The 15,149-nt window shown below is 69.7% G+C and carries 17 protein-coding genes and 2 pseudogenes; 12 read left to right on the forward strand and 7 right to left on the reverse strand.

Annotated features, from left to right (window positions below; genetic code table 11):
- Together MQH10_RS27275 and MQH10_RS25170 are read right to left on the reverse strand one after the other, a co-directional pair.
- A pseudogene (locus MQH10_RS27275) lies at positions 1–548 on the reverse strand (cell division protein FtsN); the annotation flags it as partial.
- Between the two features lie 94 nt (positions 549–642).
- Positions 643–1,860: a deoxyguanosinetriphosphate triphosphohydrolase gene (locus MQH10_RS25170; RefSeq protein ID WP_336605232.1), complete on the reverse strand. Its 1,218-nt coding sequence runs from the start codon at positions 1,858–1,860 to the stop codon at positions 643–645.
- 33 nt (positions 1,861–1,893) lie between these two features.
- Between MQH10_RS25170 and erpA the strand changes: the two genes are divergently transcribed.
- The 8 genes from erpA to MQH10_RS25210 all read left to right on the forward strand — a co-directional run bounded on the left by erpA (position 1,894) and on the right by MQH10_RS25210 (position 7,921).
- Positions 1,894–2,226, forward strand: a complete 333-nt coding sequence (gene erpA, locus MQH10_RS25175; RefSeq protein WP_242566718.1) for an iron-sulfur cluster insertion protein ErpA — start codon at positions 1,894–1,896, stop codon at positions 2,224–2,226.
- A 35-nt stretch (positions 2,227–2,261) separates the two neighbouring features.
- A complete protein-coding gene (locus MQH10_RS25180) occupies positions 2,262–3,032 on the forward strand; it encodes a prolipoprotein diacylglyceryl transferase family protein (RefSeq protein ID WP_242566719.1) in 771 nt (256 codons plus the stop codon).
- Positions 2,959–4,377 carry a radical SAM protein gene (locus MQH10_RS25185; RefSeq protein WP_242566720.1) on the forward strand — a complete coding sequence of 473 codons (1,419 nt, stop codon included), beginning with the start codon at positions 2,959–2,961 and terminating at the stop codon, positions 4,375–4,377. Before MQH10_RS25180 ends, MQH10_RS25185 begins: the two co-directional genes overlap by 74 nt.
- On the forward strand, positions 4,374–4,718 hold the full coding sequence (locus MQH10_RS25190; RefSeq protein WP_242566721.1) for a hypothetical protein: 345 nt from the start codon (positions 4,374–4,376) through the stop codon (positions 4,716–4,718). Before MQH10_RS25185 ends, MQH10_RS25190 begins: the two co-directional genes overlap by 4 nt.
- Positions 4,708–4,962 (forward strand): hypothetical protein, encoded by a 255-nt coding sequence (locus MQH10_RS25195; protein ID WP_242566722.1) that lies wholly within the window; start codon positions 4,708–4,710, stop codon positions 4,960–4,962. The genes MQH10_RS25190 and MQH10_RS25195 overlap by 11 nt, the downstream gene beginning before the upstream one ends.
- Before the next feature lie 250 nt (positions 4,963–5,212).
- Positions 5,213–6,022 carry an SDR family oxidoreductase gene (locus MQH10_RS25200; protein ID WP_242566723.1) on the forward strand — a complete coding sequence of 270 codons (810 nt, stop codon included), beginning with the start codon at positions 5,213–5,215 and terminating at the stop codon, positions 6,020–6,022.
- Positions 6,023–6,099: 77 nt separating this feature from the next.
- Positions 6,100–7,434, forward strand: coding sequence for an alpha/beta hydrolase family protein (locus tag MQH10_RS25205; protein ID WP_242566724.1), 1,335 nt, complete (start codon positions 6,100–6,102; stop codon positions 7,432–7,434).
- A 64-nt stretch (positions 7,435–7,498) separates the two neighbouring features.
- Positions 7,499–7,921 (forward strand): DUF1801 domain-containing protein, encoded by a 423-nt coding sequence (locus MQH10_RS25210; RefSeq protein WP_242566725.1) that lies wholly within the window; start codon positions 7,499–7,501, stop codon positions 7,919–7,921.
- A 6-nt stretch (positions 7,922–7,927) separates the two neighbouring features.
- Here the strand turns inward: MQH10_RS25210 and MQH10_RS25215 are convergent, their stop codons facing one another.
- A complete protein-coding gene (locus MQH10_RS25215; protein ID WP_242566726.1) occupies positions 7,928–8,110 on the reverse strand; it encodes a DUF3606 domain-containing protein in 183 nt (60 codons plus the stop codon).
- Between the two features lie 41 nt (positions 8,111–8,151).
- The gene (locus tag MQH10_RS25220; RefSeq protein ID WP_242566727.1) at positions 8,152–9,231 is read right to left on the reverse strand and encodes a potassium channel family protein; all 1,080 of its coding nucleotides are present in this window, start codon (positions 9,229–9,231) and stop codon (positions 8,152–8,154) included.
- Positions 9,232–9,386: 155 nt separating this feature from the next.
- Between MQH10_RS25220 and MQH10_RS25225 the strand changes: the two genes are divergently transcribed.
- Positions 9,387–10,001: a histidine phosphatase family protein gene (locus MQH10_RS25225; protein ID WP_242566728.1), complete on the forward strand. Its 615-nt coding sequence runs from the start codon at positions 9,387–9,389 to the stop codon at positions 9,999–10,001.
- Here MQH10_RS25225 and MQH10_RS25230 read toward each other — a convergent pair.
- Together MQH10_RS25230 and MQH10_RS25235 are read right to left on the reverse strand one after the other, a co-directional pair.
- Positions 9,998–11,410 carry an amidase gene (locus MQH10_RS25230; RefSeq protein WP_242566729.1) on the reverse strand — a complete coding sequence of 471 codons (1,413 nt, stop codon included), beginning with the start codon at positions 11,408–11,410 and terminating at the stop codon, positions 9,998–10,000. The genes MQH10_RS25225 and MQH10_RS25230 overlap by 4 nt on opposite strands.
- Positions 11,411–11,468: 58 nt before the next feature.
- The gene (locus MQH10_RS25235; protein WP_242566730.1) at positions 11,469–12,362 is read right to left on the reverse strand and encodes a hypothetical protein; all 894 of its coding nucleotides are present in this window, start codon (positions 12,360–12,362) and stop codon (positions 11,469–11,471) included.
- Positions 12,363–12,448: 86 nt separating this feature from the next.
- Here MQH10_RS25235 and MQH10_RS25240 point away from each other — a divergent pair, with 86 nt between their 5' ends.
- Positions 12,449–13,432: a M15 family metallopeptidase gene (locus MQH10_RS25240; protein ID WP_242566731.1), complete on the forward strand. Its 984-nt coding sequence runs from the start codon at positions 12,449–12,451 to the stop codon at positions 13,430–13,432.
- Here MQH10_RS25240 and MQH10_RS25245 read toward each other — a convergent pair whose 3' ends face one another.
- Positions 13,433–13,750 (reverse strand): hypothetical protein, encoded by a 318-nt coding sequence (locus tag MQH10_RS25245; protein WP_242566732.1) that lies wholly within the window; start codon positions 13,748–13,750, stop codon positions 13,433–13,435.
- A gap of 56 nt (positions 13,751–13,806) precedes the next feature.
- Between MQH10_RS25245 and xth the strand changes: the two genes are divergently transcribed.
- Both xth and MQH10_RS25255 read left to right on the forward strand, forming a co-directional pair.
- Positions 13,807–14,586, forward strand: coding sequence for an exodeoxyribonuclease III (gene xth, locus MQH10_RS25250; RefSeq protein WP_242566733.1), 780 nt, complete (start codon positions 13,807–13,809; stop codon positions 14,584–14,586).
- A 51-nt stretch (positions 14,587–14,637) separates the two neighbouring features.
- Positions 14,638–15,149, forward strand: a pseudogene (locus MQH10_RS25255) (hypothetical protein); the annotation flags it as partial.

The following is a 15,149-nucleotide window of genomic DNA, read 5'->3' on the forward strand; positions in this document are numbered from 1 at the left end:
GGCCTGGGCGGTGACCGCCGGCTTCAGCACCGGCTTGGCGGCCGGGGTGATCGGCATGGCCGAGACCGGTCCGGTCGGCTGGGCGGCGACGGGCTTGGGCGCGGGCGCGGCAGGCGGCGGCGTGACCACCGTGGTGTTGGCGGCGACCTGGGCCGGGGCGGCCGGCGGGGCGGTGACCACCGGGACCGTGGCCGTCCGGCTCTGGGGCTGCTCGGGCGCCGGGGTGAAGTTGGGGGCGGCCGGCTGGGTCTGGCCCTCGGCCGACTGGTAGATCTGCAGGCCCGCGGCCGGGTCGATCGGCTGGGCCTCGGCGGGCGCCGGGCCTTTCATCTCGCCGACCGGGGTGCCCACGGCCGGGGCAGTCCGCCGGCCTCATGAACGCCGGAGCGGTAGAAGATCACGATCGCCACCACCAGCACCACCAGGACCAGGGCGCTGACGATCAGCATCATGGGGGCGGGACGCGCGCCGCGCACCGGCTGTCGCGCATCGAAGGACAACGGCGCATCGGTGGGCGGCGTGTAGGCGCCGCGATCGGGGTTGGACATCGTGGACTCCGGCAGGTCCGCCCGAATCGAATCGGTGCGGCGCATAGGGGTGGCAGTCTACCGGAAGGGCCCGCGCTTCGAACCGTCGAGACGCCTAATTCCAGACGTCGAGGTGGAAAAGTCTGCGGTGCTCTTCGATGGCGAAGCGGTCGGTCATGCCTGCGATGTAGTCGCACACCACGCGGGCGCGGCCGGCCTCGTCGCGGTTCTGCGACCTTGCGAACCACTCGGTCGGCAGGACGTCGGGTTCGCCCATGAATAACTGGAACATCTCGGCCAGAATGCGGCGCGCCTGGCTGCGGGTGCGGTTGACCTTCCAGTAGCGGTACATGCGGCTCATCAGGAATTCGCGCAGCCGCCCCAGGTCCTCCAGCATGGGCCGCGAGAAGGCCACCAGGGCGTGGTCCAGCTGGCGGACGTCCTCGGCGGAGGCGACCTTGGCGGCGATGGCGCGACGGTTTGTCTCGGCCAGAACGTCCTCGACCATGGCCCCGATCATCCGGCGCACGGCCTCCATGCGGACGATTCCCGGCTCCAGGTCGGGATAGTCCTTATAGACCCCGTGCAGGATCGGCCCGATCAGCGGGACGTCGAGCAGCTCCTTCAGGTGGAACAGGCCCGCCTGCACCCCGTCGTCGACGTCGTGATTGTTATAGGCGATGTCGTCGGCGAGCGCCGCGCACTGGGCCTCGGCCGAGGCCCAGCCGCCCAGGCCCAGGTCGTACTCCGCGTCGAACTCGCTGATCGCCTTCCAGGACGGCTGGGCCAGCTTCTGGGTCACCGGCCCGTTGTGCTTGATCACCCCTTCCAGGGTCTCCCAGGTCAGGTTCAGCCCGTCCCAGCGCGGATAGCGGCGCTCGAGCTTGGTCACCACCCGGAAGGTCTGGACGTTGTGGTCGAAGCCTCCGTAATTCTCCATCTGGATCTGAAGCTCGTCCTCGCCGGCGTGGCCGAAGGGCGGATGGCCGAGATCGTGGGCGAGCGCGATGGTCTCGGCGAGGTCCGGCTCCAGCCCCAGCGCGGTCGCCAGGGAGCGGGCCACCTGGGCCACTTCCAGCGAATGAGTCAGGCGGGTGCGGAAATGATCGCCCTCGTGGGCCACGAAGACCTGGGTCTTTTCCTTGAGCCGGCGGAAGGCCGTGCAATGGATAATCCGGTCGCGGTCACGGGCGAAGGGCGTCCGCGTTCGGCTCTCGGGTTCGACGACCTTGCGGCCTAGGGAGGCGGCGGCGTCTTCGGCGTACGCGGCGCGGGTCGGGACCATTCGCTCTCGCTGAGTGAAATTGACCTCTTGGTGAGAGGCGTATGCAATCTCATATAGTTCAGGCCGAGGTGTTACGCAGCTATGACCACAACCGACTTGACCCTTTCCCCCGCCGCCGCCCAGCGGATCCGCGCCATCGGCGCCGCCGAGGGCCGCGAGGTGATGCTGCGGGTCGCCGTCGAAGGCGGCGGCTGCTCAGGCTTCCAGTACCAGTTCGACCTGGTCGAGGCCGCCCAGGCCGATGACCTGAAGATCGAGCGCGACGGGGCCGCGGCCCTGGTCGACGAGATGAGCCTGGTCCTGCTCAAGGGCTCGGAGATCGACTTCGTCGACGAACTGGCCGGCGCGGAGTTCCGCGTCCGCAACCCCAACGCCAAGTCCAGCTGCGGCTGCGGGGTCAGCTTCTCGATCTAGTTGCGCGGGCGGGAGGGCCATGCCCTCCTGCGCCCATGATCCATGTCCCCACCGCGCCCTGGGCGCACAGCCTCTTCGACCTCCTGGCCTGGGGCGGCGGCATGGGGCTGGGGGCGATCCTCTATCGCTGGCGGCTGACCGAGAGCGTCAACAAGGTCGCCCTCAAGGTGGACGGCGGCTATTTCGCCGCCCTGGCCGCGGGCGCCATTCCCGGCGCCTGGCTGGCCGGATCCCTGAACACCCTGCGCGCGGCGGGTGGCGCCCTGTCCCACAGCGTGGTCGGCGCCCTGGTGGGCGCGATCGTAGGCGTCGAGATCTACAAGGCCTTGCGCGGGGTGAAGGGCTCCACCGGCGGGATCTTCGTGGGCTCGTTCAGCCTGGGCGTGGTCATCGGCCGGTTCGGCTGTCTGTTTTCCGGCCTGGCCGACCAGACCTATGGGCGCCCCACCGCCCTGCCCTGGGCCGTCGATCTGGGCGACGGGATCGGCCGCCATCCGGTGCAGATCTATGAAAGCGCCGCCATGGCGCTGTTTCTGCTGGCCTATCTCGCCGGCCTTGCGGTGCGCGCGCCCTGGGCCATGCGCCGCGGCTTCTATGCCATGTGCCTCTGGTACGCCGTCCAAAGGTTCGCCTGGGAGTTCCTCAAGCCCTATCCCCGGTTGATCGGGCCGTTTAACCTCTTCCACGTGCTGTGTTTGGGGCTGGCGGCTTATGGACTTGGATATTTCCTCAGTGACCGAGGCCGCGAGCGCGACGCGCAAGTCCGCGCCCTATCTGTTCCTGGGCCAGACCACCAGCCTGTGTGAGACCTGTCTGGCCCTGGTCCCGGCCAAGATCATCGCCGAGGGATCCGACGTCTTCTACCAGAAGCGCTGCCGCGAACATGGCGTGCAGAAGACCCTGGTCAGCGACGACCTCTCCTACTGGAAAGCCCAGCGCGACTGGGTGAAGCCGGGCGACCGACCGCTGGCGATCCAGAGCCGCACCGAGCACGGCTGTCCCTATGACTGCGGCCTGTGCGCCGACCACGAGCAGCATTCCTGCCTGGCGATCCTGGAGATCAACGAGGCCTGCAACCTCTCCTGCCCGGTCTGCTTCGCCGAGAGTTCGGTGAAGCGCGAGGCGCACCGGCCGATGGCCGAGATCGAGGCCATGCTCGACGCCCTGGTCGCCTCGGAGGGCGAACCCGACCTGGTGCAGATCTCCGGCGGCGAGCCCACCCTGCATCCGCAGTTCTTCGAGATCCTGGCCGCCGCCAAGGCCCGGCCCATTCGCCACCTGATGATCAACACCAATGGCCTGAGGATCGCCCGCGAGGCCGGCTTCGCCGAACGACTGGCGGCGTTCATGCCCCGGTTCGAGGTCTATCTGCAGTTCGACAGCCTGAGCCGCGACGCCCTGATGGAGTTGCGCGGCGCGGACCTCACCAAGGTTCGCCAGCAGGCGCTGGAGGCCCTGGAGCGCTGCAACATCCCCACCACCCTGGTCGTCACCCTGAAGAAGGGGGTCAATGACCATGAGATCGCAGACATTGTCCGCCATGCGCTCACCTGGCGCTGCGTGCGCGGCGTGACCTTCCAGCCGATCCAGGACGCCGGGCGCAATGACGGCTTCGACGCCAAGCGCCACCGCATCGTGCTGACCGAAGTGCGGCGCGAGATCGCCAAGGCCGGGGTGTTCGGCCTGGATGACCTGATCCCCCTTCCCTGCAATCCCGACCAGATCTGCATCGGCTACGGCCTGCGCGACGGCGCCAAGGTGACGCCGATCACCTCGCTCCTGCCGCGGGAGCTGTTCGTGGCCGCCGCGCCCAACACCGTCACTTTCGAAGCATTTCCAGAGCTCAGGGACAGGATCTTCGACCTGTTGTCGCTCTCCACCGCCCAGGCCGACACCACCGACAAGCTGGCCGGCCTGCTCTGCTGCCTGCCGGAGGCCGTGGTGCCGGAGGAGCTGGCCTATGAGCACACCTTCCGGGTGGTGATCTCCCAGTTCCTCGACCGCTTCAATTTCGACCTGGGGGCCGTGAAGCGCTCCTGCGTTCACTTCGTGGAGCCGGACGGCAAGATCTATCCGTTCGACACCTACAACACCTTCTATCGGCCGGGCGCGGCTGGGGCCGGGGCTCTGGCGAAGGGGCGTGGGGTGTGAGCGAGGAAGATCCCAGCGCGCGCGCCGAGGCGGATCAAACCGATCCGGCCGAAAGCGTTGCAGGCGATCGTCCGGTCAGGGTGATCGAATTCAAACGCCCTCAGCCGGAGCAAAGCGGCCCCGACAATGGCGAGGCCTACGACAAGATCGCCCTTGGCGCCCTGATGGTCACGCTCTGCGGCGCATGCTCCGCCGCCGTGCTCTGGACCTCACGGGGTAGCGAAAGCATCGAAGCGTCCTTCGTGCCCATCTTCGGTGGCGGGCCGATCCTGATTGGGATCATCCTGATCCTGCGCGGAATCGCCGAGCGCAACAGATCAGGACCGCCAGATGAGCGATAAGTCGCAAGCCGTCCGCCGCTACTTCGGCGCCATGCTGATGGCCATCGGCGGGCTGATCGCCGTGTTGTCGGGGCTCTGCTCCCTGACTTTCCTGGGCTTCGTGATCTGGAACGCGGTCACGGGCGGTGGGCGCACTGTGATCGCCGACGTGGTGCAGATGCTGACCCTGATGCTGGCCTTCGGCGGGATCCCGTTCGGCGTGGGGCTGGGCGTGTTCTTCTGGGGGCGGAGCCTGAGGAAGTAGTCACGCTCACTCCGCTCATCCCGGCGAATGCCGGGACCCAGATGACACACGCCACGTCCGGGGAGTTGATAGAGGGGATAACCGCCGTTCGCCGAGATATATGATCTGGGCCGCGGCATTGACTGCTTCGCGCCGCCCCTTCGGGGTCGCCGGGGTGAGCGGATCAAGGGGTGCGCAAATCCCCATTGCCACCGCCGCAGCGTAAGCCCCTATCCTCCCCGCCAACGAAACCCAGGCGAGGACCACGACCATGCAAAGCGCGATCAAGGACGGCTATCTGAAGGGCAAGGTGGCGTTCGTCGCCGGGGCCTCCAGCGGCATCAATCTGGGTATCGCCCAGCGGCTGGCCGAAGCCGGGGCCAAGGTCACCATCATCAGCCGCTCGGCGGAGAAGATCGCCGCGGCCGCCAAGACCATCACCGACGCGGGGCATGAGGCGCTCGGCATCGCCTGCGACGTGCGCGACTTCGCCGCGGTGGACGCGGCGCTGGCCGCCGCCGTCGAGAGGTTCGGCAAGATCGACATCGTGGTCTCCGGCGCGGCCGGCAACTTCGTCGCCCCGGCGCTCGGCATGAGCGCCAACGGCTTCAAGACCGTCATCGACATCGACCTGATGGGCACCTTCCACGTGCTGCGGGCGAGCTTCCAGTACCTGAACCGCCCCGGCGCCTCGCTGATCTCGATCACGGCGCCGCAGGGCTCGCGCCCGTCGCTCTACCAGGCCCATGTCTGCGCGGCGAAGGCCGGGATCAACATGCTGACCCAGTGCCTGGCCATGGAATGGGGACCGGCCGGGGTGCGGGTCAACGCCATCTCGCCCGGCCCGATCGCCGAGACCGAGGGCATGGCCCGGCTGGCCACCACCCCGGAAGCCGAAGAGCGGGTGAAATCCCGCATCGCCCTGCGCGGCTATGGCGAGAAGATCGATATCGCCGAGGCGGTGATCTATCTGTCCTCGGAGAGCGGCCGCTACATCACCGGCACGATCATGAATGTCGACGGCGGCTCCGAGCTCGGCGACGCCGGCGGGAACGCCATTCCGGAGGCCTTCAAAGCCTGACGGTTGCGCGGACTCGCGCGGGCGCGCAAAGGCGGGCAAGCTTAGGCATGCCCGCCAACCGTCCGCAGGGAGCCCGCATGATCTCGCCGCAGTGGATCCGCCGCGCGGTGCTGGCCGCCCTGCCCGCCCTGCTGGCCCCCCCGGCCCGCGCCGCCGCGCCGACCGCAGAGGGTGACTGGGACGGCGCCCTGGCCGTCGGCGGATCCAAGCTGCGTGTCGCCTTGCATCTGAAGCCCATTCCCGGCGGATATGCCGCCAGCTTCGACAGCCCCGACCAGGGCGCGATGGGCCTGCCCGCCGCCGGCGTGGAAGGGGGCGACGACGCCCTGGTGGTGCGGTTCGCCTTCGGCCAGTTCAAGGGCGCGCTGGCGCCGGACGGCCAGACCCTGGCCGGAACCTGGACCCAGGGCGGATCAACCCTGCCCCTCAGCTTCGTGCGCCGGGCGCCGGGCGGCCCGGTCGCGACCCTCGATCGCCCGCAGATCCCGGCCAAGCCCTATCCCTATCGCGAGCTTGAGGTCGCCCTCGACAATCCCGCCGCGCCGGGGGTGAAGCTGGCCGGAACCCTGACCCTGCCGCAAGGCGCCGGCCCGTTTCCCGCCGTGGTCCTGATCGCCGGCTCCGGCCCCAGCCTGAGGAACGAGGAGGTGTTCGGCCATCCGATCTTCCTGGTCCTGGCCGATCATCTCACCCGCGCCGGGATTGCGGTGCTGCGCTACGACAAGCGCGGGATCGGGGGCTCGACCGGCGACCTCGCCAAGGCCGGCCTGAACGAGTTCGCCTCGGACGCCGAGGCGGCCTTCGCCTGGCTGAAGGCGCGGCCGGAGATCAGGGCCGGCAAGGTCGGGCTGATCGGCCACAGTGAGGGCGGCTGCGTCGCCCCGATGATCGCCGCCCTCCGCCGCGACGTGGCGTTCCTCGTGCTGCTGGCCGCCCCCGCCGCCCAGGGGATCGAATTGCTGGAGCGGCAGAACATGGCGCTCGCCCGCGCGGCCGGCGCCTCCGAGCCCCAGGTCGACGACATGATCGCCCTCAAGCACCGGCTGTTCGTGGCCGCCGCGACCGCGGCCAGCGCCGACGACGCGGTCTCCAAAATCCACGCCCTGCTGGTCGCCGCCCGCCCCGAGGCGCCCGCCGCGACCCTGGACGCGGAGGCCCGCGCCTATGCCTCGCCTGCTCTGCGCTCCCTGCTGGCCTATGATCCGAAGCCGGCGCTGCAGGCTGTGCGCTGCCCGGTGCTGGCCCTCAACGGCTCGAAGGACCTGCAGGTCGTCGCCGCCCAGAACCTGCCCCTGCTGCGCGAGGACCTGGCCAGCAACCCGGACGCCACGGTGCGAGAGCTGCCTGGCCTGAACCACCTGTTCCAGACCGCCCAGACCGGCTCGCCCGCCGAATACGGCCGCATCGAGTAGACCTTCGCCCCCGCCGCCCTGGCCCTCATCTCGGGCTGGATCCGGACGCACACGGGATAGCACCATGGCGACGATCAAGACCGTTCCGACCCCCGCCAGCGTCGAGGCCTTTGTGGCGGCCCTGCCGGACGCCGGCCAAGGCGATGACGCCAGGATCCTGATCGAGATCATTGGCCGGATCACGGGATATCCCCCGGTCCTCTGGGGCGACGCCATCGTCGGCTTCGACGCCTATCACTATCGCTATGACAGCGGCCGCGAGGGCGACATGCCGCGCCTGTGCTTCAGCCCCCGCAAGGGCAAGACCGTGATCTATCTGGCCGGCGGGGTCGCGGCGCACGAGGCGCGGCTGGTGCACCTGGGCAAGCACAGCTTCAAGGGCGTGTGCCTCAACATCAAGCGGCTCGCCGATGTGAACCTGCCGGTCCTGGAGGAGATCCTGACCGCCACCCTGGAGGCGATGGCCGTCAGCTATCCCAAGGCCTGAACCGCCTCAGCGCTTCTTGCCGAGTTCGGCGGCGATGTCCTTGGTCATGCGGCCAACCTTGCGGTGGGCGGCGGTGATCTGGTCGCGGGTCACGCCCCAGCGCTTCATCCAGTATTCCACCGCCTGGCGCTCGGAGAGGTCGAGCCGCTCCTTGTCGATGAAGCCGCGCTTGTCCTTCAGTCCAGCCATGGGCGACTCCTTCTGCCGGCAGTCTAGGCCCATGCGGCCGGTCAGAACAGGCTGCGGCCCGCGCGAACCCGGTCGGCCGGGGCCTGGAACATCATGGTGATGGCGGCGACCTCGGCACGGGTGACCATCAGCACCCCGTCCCCGGCCTGGAGCCGGGTGTCGCCCGGCGGCCGGGTCAGCACCTCGCCGTCGCGGCGGTCGAGTTGGACGACGAAGAAGCCGCCGCGAGCGCGCGTCTCCATTTCGCCGAGCGGCACGCCGATGGCCGCGGAGTCCTCCGGCACCGTGATCACCTCAAGATGCAGGCCCAGGTCCCTGAGGGTCTTGTCGAAATCGCGCATCCGCTCCGAGCCGCGGATGAAGCGGGCGGTCTCCGGATGCAGGATCATCTCGGCGATCCGCTCCGCGCCGATATGGGTCGGCAGCACCACCTTGTCGGCGCCGGCATAGATCAGCTTGCTCTCGGTGGTCGGCTGCTCGCCGCGGGCGATGATGTGCAGGTCGCGATTCAGGCTGCGGGCCGACAGCGTGATGAACACATTGGCCGCGTCGTCCGGCAGGACGGTGGCCAGGACCCGGGCCCGCTCGATGCCCCCGGCCTTCAGCCCCGCCTCGTCGGCGGCGTCGACCTGCAGACAGAGATAGCCCAGGGCCTCCGCCTCCGCGATCCGCGCCTCGCTGCGGTCTAGGATCACCAGATCCATGCCGCCGTCCTTGAGGTCCTTGGCCAGCATCACCCCAATGCGGCCGAAGCCGCAGATGATGACGTGGCCCTTCAGCCGCTCGATGTCAGAGGTCACGCCGGTTCGGCCCAGGAGCTGCTTGATCTGCCCCACCGTGAAAACCTGCACCAGGACCCCGGTCAACAGGATCATGCCTGTGCAGCCGAAGACGATGGTGGTCATCGTCAATGCGTGCAGGCCCGGCGTGTTTATCGGGCGGACCTCCTCATAGCCCACCGTGTAGACGGTCAGCACCACCATGTAGATGGCGTCCGACAGGCTCCAGCCCGCCAGCACATAGCCGGTGGTCGAGACGACGATCAGGGCCAGCATGAAGGCCACGACCGCGACGAGGTTTCGCAGCGGCGAAGCGAGCAGGCCGGTGAACAGTCTGGGCATGTCCCCAGCCTAGGAACCACGGCGGCCTCACCGCAAAGCTGTTCGAGGGTCGCCGGCCGCGCTTTCGCCAGGCGCCTGCGGATTGTCAGGTCCGGCGGGCTTTCGCGACTCCGTCGCCGGCCATATGGGCTTGGGGGTCTTCCGGAGACCATCCCATGACCAAGCTGATCCTCACCCGACACGGCCATGTGGAGGGCATTGTCCCGGAGCGGTTCCGCGGTCGAATGGAACTGGCCCTGACCGAGGCGGGTCAGGAGGACGCGCGGCGGACGGCGGCCTTCATCGCCCGGACCTGGACGCCGGCGGCCGTCTACGCCAGCCCGATGCAGCGCTGCCAGAAGACCGCGGCCGAGATCGCCAGGGCCTGCGGCGGCCTTGAGGTCCAGACGGCGGAGGGGTTGAACGACCTGGACTATGGCGGCTGGCAGTGGCGGACCCACGAGGAGGTCGCCGCCGCCGAGCCCGAGGCCTATCGGCTGTGGAAACAGGCCCCTCAGCTGGTGCGGTTCCCCCAGGGCGAGTCGCTGCAGGACCTGGTCGGCCACACCGCCGACGCCCTGCGCGAGGTGCTGGCCCGCCATCCGGACAAGAGCGTCGTGCTGGTCGGCCACGACAGCGTCAACCGCGCCTTGCTCCTCCAGCTGCTGGACCAGCCCCTGTCAGCCTATGGCCGGCTCAGCCAGGATCCCTGCGGGGTCAGCGAGGTCGATATCGAACACGGCCAGGCCAAGGTCCGGCGCATCAACGAGATCGGCCACCTGGCCCGCTAGACGGCGCAGACGCCCGGCCGGCGCTCGGTCCAGGGCGCGATCTCCTCCAGGGCGCCGGCGATCCGGAAGATCAGGTCCTCCCGCCCGAAGTCGGCGATCGCCTGCACCCCGACCGGCAGGCCCAGAGCGCTCCAGCCGCCGGGGATCGAGGCGGCCGGCTGGCCGGTCATGTTGAAGGGCGCGGTCAGCGACACCCCCATGGCGGCGTTGGCGGGATCGGCGGCCAGCACATCCAGGCGCGGCGCCACATAGGGCGAGGTCGGCATCAGCAGGATGTCGTGATCGGCCCACCAGGCCTTCATCTGGCGCGACCAGGCGTGGATCGCCTCCATGGTGGCGATATAGACCGGCGCCGGCAGCTTGCGGCCGGCGGCGAGCGCGCCGGCGGCGGCGGGCATCAGGTCGCCGGGGCCGGGCTCGACCCCGGTGCGGCGGATCAGGTCCTCCAGCTCATGGGCGATCCAGGCGGTGACGACGACGCCCATCCATTCGGGGCGCAGATCGGCGAAGGCGGCCGGCCAGGACTCCTCGACCACGGCCCCGGCTTCGGCGAGCCGCTCGCCCATCTGGCGGACGGCGGCGACGCACTCGGGATCCAGGAGCGCGCCCATCGGATGATGGGTCATCAGCCCGACCCGCAGGCCCTTCACGCCGGCCCTCACCTCGTCCTTGTAGGACCGGGCGGCGGCCGGCGCGGCATAGGGGTCGCCGAGGCTCGGCTTAGACAGCCAATCGAGCATCAGGGCGCTGTCGCGGACCGAGCGGGTGAGGACGTGGCGGCAGACCAGGCCGCCCCAGGGATCGGCCTCCAGCGGCGCGTTGGAGACCCGGCCGCGCGACGGCTTCAGGCCGAACAGGCCGTTGTAGCCGGCGGGAATGCGGATCGAGCCGCCACCGTCGCCGCCATGGGCCAGGGGCACGATGCGGGCGGCGACCGCCGCCCCCGACCCGCCGCTCGATCCCCCGGCGCTGTGCTCCAGGTTCCAGGGATTGCGGGTGGTCCCATGGGCGTCGGTGACGGTGTTGACCTGCATGCCGAGCTCCGGCGTCGCGGTCTTGCCGACGATCAGCAGGCCGGCCTTGCGCATCTGCGCGATGGCGTGGCTGTCGTCCGGCTCATGCCAGTCGAGCTTCTTCAGATAGACCGAGCCGCCGTACCAGGGATCGCCGGCCGTCGAGCCGTCCAGGTCCTTGACCAGGGTCGGCACACCCTTCAGCGGCGTGTCGGCCAGCGCCGGGTCGTCGGCCGCCGCCAGGGCCTTGTCATAGAGCTTGTGGACGACCGCGTTCAGGGTCGGGTTCAGCACCTCGATCCGATCGATGCTGGCCTGGACCAGCTCGCGCGGCGAAACCTCGCCGGCCGCAATCAGCTCGGCGCAGGCCGTGGCGTCCAGATTCGCGATGTCCAAGCCCGTGCTCCCCGAGATGCTGTGAGGGGAGCGAGACGGTCCCAGCCCGCCCGTCCTGTCAAGGCGCCGCGCCGAGGCCCCGGTCGGCGGCGCTGGCCAGGAACTGCAGGGCGGCGCGCCAACTCAGTTCCGCGGCATGGGCCATGACGGGGCGCAGCAGGCTGGCGCCCGGCACGATCAGGCCGCCGTCCGGCGCCGTCTCGCACCAGCCGTCCTTGATCAGGCGCCGCGCGTGACGCCGCGCGGTCTCGTAGGGCAGACGCAGGGTCTTGGCCACGCGATAGATCGAGGCGGGCTCGCGCAGCGCATCGGGCCGCACGGCGTCCGGGGCCGGCAGGGTCAGGGAGATCTCAGGCTGCTCCCGCACCGGCCGGGCGTTGACGTCATAGACCGAGAGGAAGACCAGGGCCGTGATCGGATCGGCCTCAAGGGCCTCGGTCACATAGCCGAGATAGCGGAGGAAATAGTCCGTCGACAGCCGCGCGACCCAGCGCCGGTCCTCATCCGTCGGCGGACCGGCCGGCTCGGGCAAGGCCACGCCCAGGGCCAGGAGGTCATTGCGAAGGGCGGCGGTCGCCTCCCAGGTCTCCCGCACCAGGGCGCGGAAGTCCGGGCGGGTCAGCACCGCGTCGGGAATGACCAAGCCCGCCTCCGAGCGGGTGCAGAGCCCGGCCTCCACCAGCCGGGTCGCGTAACGCCGGGCGGTCTCGTAGGGCATGCCGAGATTGTCGGCCAGGCGATAGACCGTCACCGGCGCACGGGCCTCGTCCGGGACCGGCGGCGCGTCGCCGCCCCCGGCCAGGTGGGCCACGTTCGCCCAGGACACGCCCAGAAATGCGATGGACGGGCCGATATCCTCGTTGAGCAGGCGGGTGATGCGGCCGGCGCAAGCGAGGAAATAGGCGGCCGCGACCCTTGCGCCGGGTCGGTACAGGGGCCGAGAATCTGTCACGTCGGACGCCATAGGGGATTATACCTGTCCCCCGACCCCGAACCACAACGCAGACGTGCGACAGGTTCGCCCAGAGGGAGAACGGCATGCGAGCCTGGCTAGCGGCGCTGGCGACAGCCCTGACGATCATCGCGCCCGCCGACCTCCGCGCCCAGGCCGTCCCTCCGCCGCCCGCGCCTGCGATCGCCGCGGCGGTCGGCGAGTATGGGACCGGCGACAACCTGCTGACCGTCTACGAGCAGGGCGGACAGCTCTATCTCAATGGTCGAGGCCTGCAGGCGTCGGCCCTGTGGCAGATCTCGCCCGGGCGATACACCGGCGCGGTCGGCGAGGTCGCCTTCGCCCCGGACGCCGTGATCCTGTCGGGGGAGCGCCTGCCCCGCCGCGACGTGGGCGCGGAGACCGTGGCCGAGATCCAGGCCGGGGTGAAGGCCGATCCGGCGCGGGTCCGCGCCGCCGCCCTGGCCGCCACGCCGCCCGCGGAGCCGCCCGCCCGCCGGGCCTCGGACCTGGTCAGCCTCACCAGCCTCGATCCGACCATCCGGCTCGACATCCGCTACGCCTCGACCAACAACTTCATGGGCTTTCCGCTCTATGAGCGGTCCGGCGCCTGGCTGCAGCGTCCGGCCGCCGAGGCCCTGGCCCGCGCGGCCAAGACCCTGAAGGCCCAGGGTTATGGCCTGCTGATCCACGACGGCTATCGCCCCTGGTTCGTGACCCGCATGTTCTGGGACGCCACCCCGGCCTACGCCCATGTCTTCGTGGCCGACCCGGCCAAGGGCTCGCGGCACAACCGCGGCTGCGCGGTCGACCTCACCCTCTACGATCTCAAGACCGGCGAGCCGGTGGAGATGACCGGGCGCTATGACGAGATGTCCCGGCGCAGCTACGCCGACTATGTGGGCGGCACCAGCCGCCAGCGCTGGACGCGCGACCTGCTGCGCAAGGCGATGGAGGCCGAGGGCTTCAGCGTGTTTCCCGAGGAGTGGTGGCACTTCGACTACAAGGACTGGCGGGACTATCCGATCGGCACGGAGACCTTCAGCCAGCTGGTCGCCGCCGGGCGCTGATCAGCCCGGCACGAACTGCAGGACCGCCGCCAGCAGCGCCAGCCAGGCGAGCGGCGCGGCCATGGCCGCCCAGGCCAGGGATTCCTGCCCCCGACGGAACACCACCCAGGCCCCGAAGGGCGCCAGGATGCAGACGATCCAGAAGGTGACCAGCAGCAGCAGGCTCAGCCAGGCCAGGGGGTTCATCAAATTCCCCGGACGGTCGAAGATCAGCGGCGAGAAGATGCAGGCGAGCGCGCCGAACGCGGCCATGACCGCCCACACCACGGTCGCCGCGATCATCCCCGCCAATCGCCAACGCTGTGACGTATCAGGCATTGCCTTGAGCCCCTCCGCCATGGCCGTTAGCGTTCTCATCCGCCCTGGAGCCGTCAATGCGAATCGCGACTTGGAACGTCAATTCAATCAATGCGCGACTGGAAACGGTGTTGCGCTGGTTCGAAGAGGCGTCGCCGGACGTCGCCTGTCTGCAGGAGATCAAGTGCGTCGACGAGAAGTTCCCCGCCGAAGCCTTCGAGCGCCTGGGGTACAACCTCGCCGTCCATGGCCAGAAGACCTATAACGGCGTGGCCCTGTTGTCCAAGACCCCCTTGGAGGATGTGCGCCGCGGCCTGCCGGGCGACGACGCCGACGAGCAGGCCCGCTATGTCGAGGCGGTGGTATCAGGCCCCCAGCCCGTGCGCGTCGCCTCGATCTATCTGCCCAACGGCAATCCGATCGACACCGACAAGTTCGGCTACAAGCTGGCCTGGATGGCGCGGCTGAACGCCCATGTCCGCGAGCTCCTGCCGCTGGAGGAGCCGCTGGCCCTGATGGGCGACTACAATGTCATTCCCGACGCCCGCGACGCCGCCCGCCCCGAGGACTGGACCCGCGACGCCCTGTTCCAGCCCCAGAGCCGCGAGGCGTTCCGGGCGCTGAAGTGGCTGGGCCTGACCGAGGCCTTCATGGCGGTGGACGGCGCGCCGGAGAGCTACACCTTCTGGGACTATCAGGCCGGCGCCTGGCCCCGGAACAACGGCATCCGCATCGACCACGCCCTGCTCTCGCCCCAGGCCGCCGACCACCTGAAGAGCTGCGTGATCCACCGCGACGTGCGCGGGTGGGACAAGCCCTCCGATCACGTCCCTGTGGTGGTGGAACTCGACCTCTGATCCTTCCGGCCATCCCCGAACCACGCTAGCGTCGCGCCCATGAGCGAGATCATGCGCCTTTTGCTGATGGTGGCCCTGGCGGGCACGGCGGTGACCTTTTTCGGCTCCGCCGCCATCTGGTTCATGGACGAGAACCGCCGCATCCTGCGCTCGCTGCGCAAGGTGCTGAACGCCGAGCCCGAGGCCATGGTGGTGGCGCGGGGCCGCGGCCGGGGGGCCGGCTTCTCCTTCACCTCGGGCCTGGCGGCCGTGACCTGGGACGCCGGCGCCTGGTGCCTGATCTACCGCATCGATGAGCTGGCCGGCGCCGAGATGATCGTCGACGGCCAGGTGCTGGCGCGGGCCTTCCGCAACGAACCGCGGCGCGCCCTCGACCAGGTGGTGGGCCACGCCAGCCGGGTCACTCTGCGCCTGGTGTTCGACGATCCCCGCTATCCCGACTTCGACCTCGACCTGTGGGTCACCGGCGACGAGCAGCGCCGCGCCGGGGCTCGCCGGCCGAGGCGGTGTCGGAGGCCAATCGCTGGCTGGCCCGCGCCGAGGCCATTCTGCGCCGGCCCGGC

The organism is Phenylobacterium aquaticum, assembly GCF_022695515.1.
In the GTDB taxonomy this organism is placed as follows: Bacteria; Pseudomonadota; Alphaproteobacteria; order Caulobacterales; family Caulobacteraceae; genus Phenylobacterium; species Phenylobacterium aquaticum.